This window comes from Protofrankia sp. Cr2 (assembly GCF_963555885.1).
GTDB lineage: Bacteria > Actinomycetota > Actinomycetes > Frankiales > Frankiaceae > Protofrankia.
In genome coordinates, this window is sequence record NZ_CAUVXG010000013.1 from 82,007 (window position 1) to 94,742 (window position 12,736).

General features: G+C 69.2%; 10 protein-coding genes. 5 read left to right on the forward strand and 5 right to left on the reverse strand.

Annotation, left to right across the window (positions count from 1 at the left end; translation table 11 throughout):
* Window positions 1-5: 5 nt before the first annotated feature.
* From U9978_RS09025 to U9978_RS09040, 4 genes are all read right to left on the reverse strand, one after another.
* Window positions 6-836: a thiopeptide-type bacteriocin biosynthesis protein gene (locus U9978_RS09025; protein WP_322760617.1), complete on the reverse strand. Its 831-nt coding sequence runs from the start codon at window positions 834-836 to the stop codon at window positions 6-8.
* Window positions 833-2,140 carry a lanthionine synthetase C family protein gene (locus U9978_RS09030; RefSeq protein WP_322760618.1) on the reverse strand — a complete coding sequence of 436 codons (1,308 nt, stop codon included), beginning with the start codon at window positions 2,138-2,140 and terminating at the stop codon, window positions 833-835. The genes U9978_RS09025 and U9978_RS09030 overlap by 4 nt, the downstream gene beginning before the upstream one ends.
* Entirely contained in the window at window positions 2,137-5,343 is a 3,207-nt protein-coding gene (locus U9978_RS09035) for a lantibiotic dehydratase (RefSeq protein ID WP_322760619.1), read from the reverse strand. Before U9978_RS09035 ends, U9978_RS09030 begins: the two co-directional genes overlap by 4 nt.
* A 105-nt stretch (window positions 5,344-5,448) precedes the next feature.
* On the reverse strand, window positions 5,449-5,601 hold the full coding sequence (locus U9978_RS09040) for a hypothetical protein (RefSeq protein ID WP_322760620.1): 153 nt from the start codon (window positions 5,599-5,601) through the stop codon (window positions 5,449-5,451).
* Window positions 5,602-6,222: 621 nt separating this feature from the next.
* On the opposite strand from U9978_RS09040, the gene U9978_RS09045 reads away from it, so the two are divergent.
* The 3 genes from U9978_RS09045 (at window position 6,223) to U9978_RS09055 (ending at window position 9,594) form a co-directional block, all read left to right on the forward strand.
* A complete protein-coding gene (locus U9978_RS09045) occupies window positions 6,223-7,041 on the forward strand; it encodes an NAD-dependent epimerase/dehydratase family protein (protein ID WP_322760621.1) in 819 nt (272 codons plus the stop codon).
* Between the two features lie 20 nt (window positions 7,042-7,061).
* Window positions 7,062-8,159 (forward strand): helix-turn-helix transcriptional regulator, encoded by a 1,098-nt coding sequence (locus tag U9978_RS09050; protein WP_322760622.1) that lies wholly within the window; start codon window positions 7,062-7,064, stop codon window positions 8,157-8,159.
* 181 nt (window positions 8,160-8,340) lie between these two features.
* Window positions 8,341-9,594 carry an ATP-binding protein gene (locus tag U9978_RS09055; RefSeq protein ID WP_322760623.1) on the forward strand — a complete coding sequence of 418 codons (1,254 nt, stop codon included), beginning with the start codon at window positions 8,341-8,343 and terminating at the stop codon, window positions 9,592-9,594.
* A 525-nt stretch (window positions 9,595-10,119) separates the two neighbouring features.
* Here the strand turns inward: U9978_RS09055 and U9978_RS09060 are convergent.
* Window positions 10,120-10,926, reverse strand: coding sequence for a methylenetetrahydrofolate reductase (locus tag U9978_RS09060; RefSeq protein ID WP_322760624.1), 807 nt, complete (start codon window positions 10,924-10,926; stop codon window positions 10,120-10,122).
* Between the two features lie 484 nt (window positions 10,927-11,410).
* Here U9978_RS09060 and U9978_RS09065 point away from each other — a divergent pair, with 484 nt between their 5' ends.
* The gene (locus tag U9978_RS09065; RefSeq protein WP_322760625.1) at window positions 11,411-11,929 is read left to right on the forward strand and encodes an SDR family oxidoreductase; all 519 of its coding nucleotides are present in this window, start codon (window positions 11,411-11,413) and stop codon (window positions 11,927-11,929) included.
* Between the two features lie 54 nt (window positions 11,930-11,983).
* Window positions 11,984-12,346, forward strand: a complete 363-nt coding sequence (locus U9978_RS09070) for a hypothetical protein (protein ID WP_322760626.1) — start codon at window positions 11,984-11,986, stop codon at window positions 12,344-12,346.
* Window positions 12,347-12,736 lie beyond the last annotated feature (390 nt).

Sequence of the window (12,736 nt, forward strand, 5' to 3'; positions counted from 1 at the left end):
CGTGGTCACCGTTCGTCGGGGGTCGGGGTTGGGCCGCTGTCGTCGAAGACGATGTGGGCAGCGGTGTGGGCTAGCTGGGCCTGGTGGGATGCGGGGATGCCGAGGCGGTTCCAGGCAAACAGGACGTGATGTGCTAGGACCGCGCGGATGCCGCGGGTGAGCCGGCCCTGGTCGGCGAGGCTCGCGAGTGACCGCCCGGCGTGCCGGAACGCCGCTGGCCACGCCGGCAGTGCTTCGAGGGGCCGGACTGTGCGGGCGGTGAGGAGTCGGTGCACGGCGGCCCGGGTAGCGGGTGCAACAGCGGGCTGCCGTGCGCGGACCTGCTGGGTGCGGCGGTGGTCGGCGACGCGGGTCCAGATGTCGCCCTGCTCGTAGTAATCCTGGCCGGCGGCGTTCAGCAGCGCCGTAGCCAGCACGAGTCCCACCTCGTGGCGGTGGTCGGGGCGTGCCTGGCCGAGGTGGGCGAGGATGTTGCGGCTGTCGGTGTGGAAGAGAAGGTGCGCGACGTCCATGCCGGCGGGGCCACCGAAGGCGTGGGTCTCGGGCTCGTAGACGGCGGGCGCCCAGCGGTGGATCGCGTTGCCGGCGAGCAGGCCGCGAAGAGTTCGTTCGCCGAGCGCCGTCGGGGTCTGTCCGCCCTGGCCTGGGCCAGGGCGCCAGCGGATCCGCCAGAAGGCGGACTTTCTGGTGAACCACCACAGGCTGATCCCGTCTGTCTGTTCAGCTGCGGTGAGCAGTGGCGCCAGCTGGGTGACCCCCAAGTGTTCGGCGGCCCGCCAGTCCTGGCACCACACAGTCACCCCGCACCAGGCGGACTCGGTGTCAGGAGTGCTCACCTCTGGGCTCCCGGGTCCTGTGCTGGCCGAGTCGGGGGGAGGTCGAGCAGGAGGGCGGGTTCCCAGGCGGCGGCGGTGCCGGTCGCGACGGCATGCAGGACCGCGGCGATCCCGGCCGTGCCCTCGATGAGGCCGGGTAGCTGCCAGCCGGTGCCCTGCGCCGTGTCGAGGTTGTCGAGGAGCTGGTCGACCAGGGCGGGTAGGTGGCTACCGAGCGGGTAGAAGCAGGCATCCGTGGCGGCGCAGCGAACGGTGGCGACCAGGCCCGCCCAGCCGTGGCAGAGCGCCGGGTCGACGAAGCGGGCGAGCTGGGCGGGATCCGTGAGGCAGGCGGCGAGAGCTGCCTCGGCGCGTTGTTGCCGGGCGGTGTCGGCCAGCGCGACCGCGGCTAGCTGCTGGGCGCGGGCCAGACCGGGAGTGCCGTAACACCAGGATGCCCGGCCTGGGCCCGTCTGCGCAGGATGGCCGGCCAGCAGTTCACCGGCAGTGATCCGTTCGGGCCACCAGGGCCCGGCCGTGCCGTCCTGGCGCCAGGTGTCCAGCCAGTGACAGATCCGCTCGAGGGCACCGGCGTGGCCGGTGACGACGATCCCGCGGCGGTGTGTGAGCGCCAGCAGCGCGAGCGGGCCGGCGATGCCGTGGGCCATGCCCAGGTCCGCGTGACCGCCGGCGAACGGCCCGGGTGGCGCTGTGGCGGGAACGTCGATGGTCCACCAGCCTGGCGCGGCCAGCCCGGCCGCGTCGGTGGCCGGCAGTGGTTCGGTGAGCCGGACAAGGTAGGTCAGGATCTGGCGGAGCTGCTCGCTGTCGGGGTGGCGGGTCGCCAGGTAGGCACCGAGGCCGGTCAGACCTCGGACCAGGTCGAACTCGGCGCGTTCCGGTCGCCGTCGCGCCTCGATCCGTGCGTGGGCCGCCGCGAGCCGCCTCTCGACCAGCCTTTCGACGGCGGCGTGCAGTTGCTGGACCGCGCCGAGGTAGCGGCCGGGTGGGGCTGCCGCTGTCAGCGCGAACGCAAGCGCGGGGGCACCGAACCACAGGCCGGCACCCGGCCCAGCGGAAAGGTCTTCCCTGGCGGCGGCCGTCAGCCAGGCTGCGACCGTGGACCAACCGCCAACGTGGGCGCGGGCGCGGGCGCTATGGAGAACCGCGATGCCGGCCGCGCCCTGGGCCAGCGACTGGCCCTGCCAGCGTGGGCTGCTCGGGCTCCGGTCGCCGCCTGGCTCGGGCGGTGGCGGCGCCAGCGCGTCGGCCAGCCGCGTCGCGATGGTGGCCGCGCGGGCTTGCCTGTCGATGACCACGGTCATGGGCCTTCCGCTCCGGCCGGGTCCAGATGGGTCTGCTGGTCGGTGTTGTGCCAGGCGAGCGCGACCGCGCGGGCAAGCCGGTGGCAGGTGCGCTCCGCTGACGAGTCGATGCCGTAGGCGCGGACGTGGTGCAGATGCAGCAGCGACCCCAGCACCTCGCCGCTTGCGGGCCGGCCCGGAGATGCGGCGAGCTGGACCGCGTACCGCTCGGCCGCCCGGCGCCGCGCGTGCCAAGCGGCCCATACCGGTGCCGGGAGCTGCGGGATAGCGGCGTCGGGAGAGGGCCGACCATCGCGCGTACGGGACAGCGCGATGGCCTGACGCAGGACCGGCCGATTGACCGCTGCTCCAGACGCTCGCAGGTTTTCCAGCAGCCACCGCACCCCTGCCTGCCTGCCGCCGATCAACGCACACGTCAGATCGATCATGCTCACCGCCGTCAGCCCCGCAGGGTGCAGTGCCCGGTTCGCGGCCTGGGCAGCCAGCTGGGTGATGGCGACGGCCGAGTCGGCGGCGAACAGGTTCTCGGCCGCGGCGAGTGCCTCGCCATCGCCGTAGCGGGCCGTCTCGGGGTGGTAGGTGTCGAGCACGAGATCGCCGATGAGGTGCTGGGCCCGCAACTGCTCCGCCCACGCGCCGACCCGGACTGCTGCTCGTCCGTAGCTGTCGGTGGCACCGTGGGCGTCCGGTACGAGGTGGAGCCGGAGGCGTAGGTGTGGGGCGGGGTCGCGGTAACGGACGAACCACCATCGCGGAGGCACGTCCCAGGCGTCGAGCAGCGCGGGCAGATGGCCGGTGAGGATCGTGTCGACGACGTCCGGATGGCAGTACAGCTTCGCGAAGAGCACCGTCGACCCCGGCAGGATCCCGGATCCTGCGTCGGCCACCGGTGTCGGACCGGGCGTCGTCACGACGGCCGGCGCGGGGCGCGGGGCGGCGGTCGTCGCCACCGGGACGACGATCTCGTGAGCTCGGCCGTCGGTCCAGCCATAGTCGGCTGGGCCTGGCGCCTCGGACAGGGTCACGGCGTCGCCGGCACGGTCGAGTTCGGCACGCAGCAGATCGCGATCCATCAGCTCGTCCAGGTCCAGCCGTAGCCGTACATCCGCCCGGCCGGTGCTCACCCAACGGGGCAGTCCTGACCGGTCCCGCAACCACGCGAGCGCGTCGGCCCACTCCTGGTCTCCCGCCTGCGGACCTGGAAGATCGGATGGGTCGATTCGCCATCGGGCCGGTGCCAGGACCGCGCGGCCATGACGAACCCTCGGCAGGAACGGGAGACAGCCCGCCGCGCCCCACGAGAACGGGGCAACGGCCCCGGCGCCAGCGCGCGGCAGCTCGTGCAGCAGCCGCGCGAGCGGCGGGAAAGTCTGCCGGGCGGCGGCATTCGTCAACAACGGCTCGACGACGGCGCGACGGGACAGGGAAACCAAGTAGAGCCGTTCGTCATCCGCCGTGACCGCCAGATCCGTCCACAGCAGCCCGCCGCGCCGGCCCTCGCGGTGTTCCGCGAGTGAGACCCAGTCCGCCAGGACGTGGGGGGTGCGGGTGACGTTCTCCAGCCGGGCGTGCGCCGGCGGGAACGACAGCTGCGCCACCACCGCGCCCTCCACCATCGGCGGTAACCGCCGGAAGACACTGACCATCCTGAGCCGGTCGGCATCGGGGAGCAGGTCAAGGAATCGGCCGCTCATCGCCGCTCCGGTGCGGCTGACACCCGTGACCAACAGGGCGAACGCGCCCTTGGACAGGGCCGCCGCCGACGATGCCAGCACCTCGGCGCATATCTCCACATGCGGCTCCGACCAGGACCCAGCCGTCGGTGCGGACACAGCGTCGAGAGTGGCATCGTCCAGAACGACTTCCTGCTGGCCATTGAGCGCCGCGTGCTGGGCGAACTGCAGCAGCCACTCGTCCCGGAGCGACACGCCGCCGGCAGACGCCGACTCCACGACGAGGCCAAAATGCGCCGGATAGCCCAGCCCCACCACCGGGTCAACCAGCTGAGCGACTCGGACCAGCGTCGACTCGCCGAACTTGTCAAGGAACCTGTGGTGGTAGGCCCGCCACGACGGGTTGCCAGCGGGGTTTGGAGTCAGCCGCAGGAGTGCTCCGGCCGCCGCGGCGGCCTCCACCGCCACGTGTTCCGGCAGCCCTACCGCGCAGCTCAGCCGCAGGTCGACCGCGAGCGGCTGCTCGACCACCGCGCACACCGCCCGCATCCGCTCACGAAGGGCGGCCAGACGTGGCCGCGCGAACGAGCCGTCCGTATCTCGTGCTGCCCTTAGCTCCGCCTGGATCATCCGGAGATCGCCAACGAGGCCCGCCGAGGGATCGCTGGAGCTGTCGCCAGGCCGGTTGGTGGCGGTCGGCACGCACGTTTCCTCGATGCCCTTCAGCGCATCGAGAAGGTGGGCAACGCCGTCTGTGCACGTCGCAGGTGGCCGCAGGCTACTCACGAGCGCTCCGCACATCAGCAGCTGCGCAAGCATGTCCTCGACGCGGAGCCAAGGAAGACCGAGCTTGGCCGACACCAAATCTACAAGATCGACAAATCGAACGGGGGTCGCTGCGGACGCCACGGCAACTCGAACGGCTCGGCTGTGGCGGACCGATACCTCGGCGGGAAGAAAGGCGTCCGTCGGCGGGTGTGCATGCGGGCGCCACGGCACCACAAGTCGCTCGCCGCGCACCACGGCCAGGTCGTTGGTGACCACGGTCAGCGCCGCGCGGACAGCGCTCATGGACTCCAGCCGGGTGACGACCGCAGCCAGCCACACCGAGTCCGCCCGCGGGTAGGGACGATCATCGCCGGCCCAGCGCAGTGCGGGGTCGACGCCGAGGTGCACCGGGGCCACACCGGCGAACAACCCGAATGGCGTTGCCCGTCGGCTCATCCGCACCAGATAACGCGCCACTGCCAACCCCAGCCGGCGAACCCGCCGCGCGGACGGGCGGGGTCCCTGGCACGCATCCTCCACGCCTGCCGCCAGCGCCGGGCTCGCGGTCTCGATGGCGCCTGCGACGGCCGGCCACGCCCAGACTTCGGCCAGCCATGTGCACCAGCGGTCCACGTCGTCGCAGTTCGCGCCCGGCCAGGAACCCGCGGCTATGGCCTTCGCCGACTCGTCCGACATCGCGGAAGCACGGAAAAGCGCCGCGTCGAGGGGCGCATAGACCAGCGGGCCGCCCCGAGAGTCCACGACATCGCCTCCGCCTGGTCAGCAGCTGTCAATAAAACGGCAGACATACGCTCCGGGTGTTGCCGGACGGCGCACCCCCGAACAACACCCGGACTCGCGGCGGTGTCAGCAGTCCTTGTTCTTGTTCGTCGAGCAGCCGTTGTCCGTGGTGCACAGCAGCGCGTTCGCCGCGTCGCCCTGCTCGACGATCGTGACGTCGAGGTCCAGCTCGCCGATCTCGGCGGCAGTCACGTCGGACGTGAAGGCGTCCATGGTCATCACACTCCCTGTCTGCCCGTTCGTGTAAGAGACGGGCTCCCGAAGGACTCCAGTGGTGCCGTGGTGCCGCCTGGCCCTCGACCGGGGGCGCTTGAGGGTATGGCCACCGCCATTCCGGCAGTGCCCCAGCGAGGAGACGGCTCCGCGCGGCCGACGCAGGGCTCCAAGCCACTCGATAGTCCTGAGCGGGATCCCGGACACTCCTTGTCGACCAGACTTGCGGTTACAAGAGTGGAGCCCCACCCTCCCGCGAAATGACACACGTTGTGTCACCAATCTGCTGCTGTCTGGCGCCCGACGCGATCGCGTACCGGGTATGTTGGTGACCAAGGTCTCGACTTGGCGGTTGCAGGTGAGCTGCCAGCTAAGATCGTTAATCGGACCCAGCATTGATCATCATGGCGAAGGTGGAAGGTAGTAGGCGCGGCGACGAGTTCGGGCTCAACGTCATCGTGACCGCCTGGCACGGCGACGCGCGGCACCCGGGTCGGCGCCGGTCAGACCAGAGATGACGCCAGGGCGCTCACACGCGGCCTGTGTGACGGTGATCGGGCGGATCCCTGCCCCGACCACAGCCCAGGAAAGCGGCAAGAGAGCGACAGGAGAGCGACAGGAGAGCTGGTGACCTTGGTGTACGTCGTCGGTGGGCACGGTTACGTGGGCTCGCGAGTGGTCCACGCCGCCGGCGGACCCGATGCGGTGACCGCGGTCAGCCGAGACGGAGCGACACGGCATGGCGTTCCATCCACGAGCTGGCCGGACTTCCTCGATGATCTTAAGCGCATCCATGCCCCAGTCGTTGTCTGGCTGCTGGATGGCGCCAAGCACGACGAGCATGCTCGGCTCACCGAACTACTGGTCACCCGACCCGACGGCCACCTCGTACTCGTTTCGACCTGCACCGTCTACGGCGCCCGAGGCGACCTCCTCTGCGACGAAAACACCCCGTTGGACCTCCGTACCGGCCACGCGCGACTCAAAGCCAGCTGCGAGGCCATGCTTAGACGCACCACGTGGACATCGGCTGTGCTACGGCTTGGTGCGCTCTACGGAATCGACGACCGTCGTGTCCGGGCCGACCGGATCGAGAAGTGGGTCACCCAAGCGGCCACCGAGCATGTCATCACCGTGCCCGATCCCGACCACTGGCGAGGCTGGGTCCACCGGGATCAGGCAGCTCGCGCCCTCTGGCGGGCCGCCAACTCGCAGACCCCCGGCGTTTTCAACATCGCCTCAACGAACCTGACCTTCGCGCAGGCCGCGCACACCTCCTCCACGATGCTGGGCGCAGAAATCACTGCGGCCGGCGAGGCGGATGCGTGCAGCTATCGGGTCAACTCCTCCGTTGCCCTCGCGCGTGGCCTGCTCGACATCGAGCCCGACGAAGACATCGAGGCGGCGACTGCCGCTTTCGCGAATCGCGAGAGGGGCACGACGTAGAGTGAGAGAAGACATACGCCGTGCGTCCGTCCAAAACGTCCACAGCCGACCGAGCTTACTCAGGGGCCCCCACGATTGATGACGACCGTACCCTCGGTGTAGGCGAACGCATAGCCAACGCACGCAAGGCTCGCAGTTTCAGTCAACGCCAGCTGGCCGAACACGCCCACGTGAGCCTTTCGCTGCTCCGTAAGGTCGAGCAGGGCAGCCGCGACGCCACGCCAGCCCTCATCGCAGCGGTCGCATGGACGCTGACCATCGATGTGACGGCCCTGACCGGCCAGCCCTACGATCTCGGCGGCCGGCATCTCGATCCGCTTCACCAGCACATCCCCGCGCTCCGACGTGCGCTCACGTACTGGGACCTGCCTCCCGAGGGCATCACGCCACGGCCGCCGGCAGAGCTGGTCCGCGACGCCGACCACGCCGCGGACCTCCGTCGATCCGGCAGCCACGTCCAACTCGCTACCAACCTTCCGGCCCTGCTCACGGAGACCACCGCTGCCATCCACAGCGCTCCGGCCGGACCGGAACGCGAACGTTCCTACGCCGCCTTGACCGTGCTGCTGTTCGCCGCACGCTCCGTCACCTACAAGACGGGATACATCGACCTTTCCACCCTCATCGAGGAGCGAACTCACTGGGCGGCACTCGCGTCCTCTGACCCGATGCTCGGGGCACGGTCGGACGGCCTGCGCGGAGGCGATATGGCCGGGCGGGCTTACGGAGCTCGCTGGGGCTGGTTAATTAGGCGACGTCAGAGAAGGCGGATCCAGCGATGGTTCCGACGGTTTGGCGCGGTGTTATCCGGTCGGGGCGGCGTCTTCGCAGGTAGATGGCCTGCTTCCCGCGTCGCCGAGGGCAATCGTCGGACCCGGTACAATCGGATAGCGGTTCGTATTCTGGTACGTCAGGTCCACAAGAGTCGTCATGTTCGAACCCCGGTTGATCTCGATCAGCCGGGGTTTATCTTTTTCGGCGGGGAGTGGGCAGCAGGGCCGCTGCCGGGGCAACTACCCGGTGAGGGCTGGTGGCTGGTCCCGCGGGTCAAGCACCTACCGGTGATCTTCCTTGCGGCGTGGGCCTTCGGTGAGGGTGCACTCTCGCGATATATGTGAGGGCCGTTCCCCCCCGATCATGACGGTCCCGCTCTCGTCGGGCTGTCGCTGATCTGTTCGTCACCGAGCGCAGAACGTGTACTCACTCCCGCAAACCTTGTATTGATGGCTTAGCAAGACTTGTACTATTGGGCTCGCAAATCTTGTACTGTTTGGCTCGCAAATTATGTACTGTTGCCGTATGGCCACGTCAAGGTATGTTCCGCGGATCGCTGACGGGCGCTTGGCGAGTCTGCTCGCAGGCCTGCCCGCCGTCATGGTCACCGGCCCGCGTGCCGCGGGAAAGACGACCTCCGCCCGGCGGATCGCCAACGACATCCTCCGGTTGGATGACCCCGCGGTCGCCGCGGCGGTTGCCGCGAACCCGGACGCGGCACTGCGCCGCGCGCAGGAACCAGTTCTCCTCGATGAGTGGCAGGAGGTACCGGAGATCCTGGGCGCGGTCAAGCGCGCAGTCGACGACGATCCTCGTCCCGGCCGGTTTCTCCTCACCGGCAGCGTCGAAGCCGACTTCACGACCCGCCAGTGGCCCGGGACGGGTCGGGTCGTCCGGTTGGTCCTGCACGGTCTTACCGAACGGGAGATCGCTCACTCCGTCGATCAACCGAGCCTGCTAGATCTGCTTCTCAACGTGGACATCTCGCAACTGAGGATTTCTGGCCAGTCCCCGAGCCTGGATGACTACGTCGACATGGCGTTGAGGAGCGGCTTCCCCGAGGCTGCCTTGAACCTGAGCGCACCGGGGCGACTCGCGTGGCTGGACGCCTACATCGATCACGTCGTCCATCGAGACGTCCTGGCCGCGGGGGAGCAACGGGACCCCGTCCGACTTCGCCGCTACCTCGAGGTTCTCGGGCTCTCGACGGCCGGCCTCCCCGCCGAGAGCACGATCTACCAGGCGGCCGGAATCAACCAGCGGACCGCGGACGCGTACGACCGGATCTTAGCGGCCCTCTACCTGATCGAATTCGCCCCGGCCTGGGCGACGAACCGCCTGAACAGGCTGACCAAGCGGGCGAAGCGGTACCTGACCGATCCCGCGCTCGCGCTCGCCGCCGCCCGGGTGGATGAGCGGACCGTCCTGCGGGACGGCGATCTGCTCGGCAGGTTGATTGACACCTTCGTCGTCGCGCAGCTACGGCCGGAAGTGTCCCTACTCCACCCCCGTGCCAGGTTGCACCATATCCGCTCTCGGGACGGCCAAGAGGTCGACGTCGTCATAGACCTCGGAGGAGGCGAAGTGATCGGAATCGAGATCAGGGCTTCCTCGGCGCCGACCGCTCGGGACGCCCGCCACCTCATCTGGCTGCGCGATCAGCTCGGCCCGGACTTCTGCGCGGGAGTCGTATTCCACACCGGCCCGATCCCCTTCGATCTCGACGACCGGATCTGGGCACTGCCCATCTGCGCGCTGTGGGCAGCCCGAACCGGATAGCCAGCCGAACGAGTAGCCGAACGAGTAGTCACGGGGCCGGCAGACGCCGCCCGGCGATGGCAAGCGCTGGACGGCGTCTGTGCAGGTCAGCGGTTGTTGTGGAGCTTTGACCTCACCCCGGTGGGGGATCTGGCAGTGTGACGGTCAGGGGTTGGAGTAGTCCCACCCGCCCCACAAAACCCCTGGTAGACGGCCACTTCTGTGGTTAGCGGACCCGTTTCGAGATCGCAAACCCCACGGTAACCCCACGCTTTGCGAAGTTGCCAACGGCCATCGTTGATCTTCGATGCCGTTCGTCGGTCGCTCCGATGCCATGCCCCGGCCGCTCTGCGTCGACCTCGTCGCAAGCATGGCACCATGCGCTGACCGCCATGCATCGCCTCAACCACCGGAGGCCGAGGCTGTCGACGCGTCCGTCGATCCTCACGTGGCGGGGAGGATGTAAGCGAGCCCCGCACCGGCCGGCGTGGAGCTCGCATCTCGGTGGAGTGAACGCCAAGGATGATCTCCCCGGAGGTCCGGGGGTCAAAGAAGATCTTCGAGTCGGGCGGCGATCTGGCGGTAGCGGCTGACCGGGACGAGGTGCACACCGGCGAAGGCGCCGCTGTCGCGCAGCCGTAGCACCTGGTCGCAGGCCGCTTCGACCCCAGCGGTCCGGTCTCGTTCGACCGCTTGGACAAGGTCGTCTGGGATGTCGATGTCGGGGATCGTTGCGGCGAGGCGGCGGGCCATCCCGGCGCTCGCGAGGACCATCACGCCGGCGTAGACCGGCAGTTCGACCGGGTGGGCGTCGCGCCAGCGCAGTAGAGCGTCCACCGAGTAGCTGACCTGTACGAACAGGAAGTCAGCCGCTCGTTTCCATGTGGGCAGTGGCCGCACACCGGCGGCGGCTCCGACCCGGAACGCTGGCATGTCGGCGAAGACCGGATCCTCGCTGGCCGCGCGGGCCTCGTCGATCATCGCGCGCACGGTCAGGTCGCTGGTCCGGTTCCCGGCGGTGGGTTTGTCTCCGTGGACGAACAGGAACTCCTCGACGCCGTAGGCCGCTGCGGTGAGCAGGTCTCGGCGGAAGCCGAGCAGGTTACGGTCGCGGGAGTTCACGCAGGCGATGCTGCGTCCCCCCATCGTCTGCACCTCGTGGGCGACGGCGATGCTCGACACGGTCGCCCGTCCGATGTGGTTGTCTGGGATCAGGAACGCGTCGGTGACGGGGCTCAGGACGCCGATCTGATGGCGGGCGTGGCTCAGGTCCGGCCGGGTCGGTGGTTCAATTTCGCAGATCAACTCGAAGTTGCGTGCTGGACGTTCGTGACTCGCCGTGGATTCCCGCATCCGGACAGGATAGGACGCCGCGACCAACAACCACAGCCGTCACTGCACCGCACGGTGCGCTGCACCTGTCCAGTTGACCGCAGCCTGTCGAAGCCCGGTTTGTGTGTCGGTGGGTGGCGATGCTCGGCAGCAGGAGTAGAGCAGCGTCACCCGGCGCTGAGGTCGATTGGTAGGCGGCCCGGGTGCGGGGCCCGACGACTCGCAGGGCGCCGTAACCGTCCTCTGTCCGCCGCCACACGAGGGCCAAGAGTGGTTGCCGGGTCGGGAGCGTAGATAAATGGGTATGCGTCGACGTCGCTGGCGTAGGTCTCGACGCTCACCCGTTCGATCCACGGGCGGGCAGCCTCGGACAATGCCAGCTGCCTGTCCACCATGACCACAGCTCCAGGTTAGTCGTCTGCGGCGGGGCTTCCTGCGGGCCGACTCCGCACCGGTGCGCCGGAATCTCCTGGAGACCGCGGCCCGTCGCCGCCACGATGGTCCCATGATCTTGATTACTGGTGCGACTGGCACCATCGGGGGCGAGGTTCTGCGTCTCCTGGCCGTCCGGGGCGCTCGGATTCGGGCGATGACGCGAGAACCGGCCCGTCTTCGTTTTCCTGATGGCGCTCTGATCGATGTCGTGCAGGCCGACTTCGAACGCGCTGAATCGCTCCATAGCGCGGTCGCCGGCGTGGACAGCGTCTTCCTGCTGACCGCTCCGGGCACCACAGGCTCGGTCGCCGAGCACGACCTGGCCCTGATCCAGACGGCTCGCGCGCAGGGCGTCCGGAAGGTTGTCAAGCTGTCCGCCATCGGCGGGAAGGCCGATCACGCCGACGATCTGCCCTCACCCAGGCACCGTGCCGGCGAACAGGCGCTGGCCGCCAGCGGGCTGACCTGGTCCACGCTGCGCCCCAGCTCGTTCGCCTCCAACACGCTGTCCTGGGCCGACGCGATTCGAGCCGGCGACCCGGTTCCCAACATGACCGGGACGGGCGCGAGGCCGCGCGACAACGGATAGATCTGGCTGACGTCGAACGATCGGTAGGCCCGCTGGAGGAGCAGGCCGTATGAGGTGTGCAGCACCGTACTGACCGGCGCGAGGACCAACAGGCCGGTCGTCAGCCGGAAGGACCCGCCGGCGGCCAGGGTGACCATGCAGGCGGCCAGCACCAGCAGGGCCGCGGCTAGGGTGAACGCCCACTGGGCCGGCAGGCCCTCCTCCGAGACCCGTTTGCCGACGGTGTTCCATGCCGCGTGCGTGACCGCCGCCGCAAGAGCCAGAACCACGCCTGCCACGTGGACCGGCGTCCACGGCCTGGCGGTGCTCTCCAGCCGCGGCACCCTCGATCTCGTGACGACCGAGACTCCCGAGGCCCTCCTGCGCGGCCAGTTCGACGCCCACCTCGGCAAGGGACCCGGGCAGCGCCGAGGTTGACCCGGCCAGGGCTCCTACCGGGAGCCGCCGTCGAGGACGATCATTTGGACGGTCGGGGAGGAGAAGATGTCGCTCGCGTCCGCACCCGACTCGGGCACCGACCCGACGGCCCACTCGGGCATCTCCCCGGCGCGATCGATCAGGCCGTCGACAATCGATCAGGCCGTCGACAGTGTCGAGATCCTTACCCGACCGGATCGCCGCCGTAACCACGCGCCGGCGCGGGGACACCCAGCGGCCGGGTGACGACGCGTCCGCCCACGCGGCCGGGCGGGCGCGTAGGGCGGCCTCACGACACTGACCGTGCCGGCAGGGGTTGATGTCCCGGCGCAACGGTAATAACGTGGTCGTTATCATGGTTGCATGCCCTGGGACGTCGTGGTCCATCCC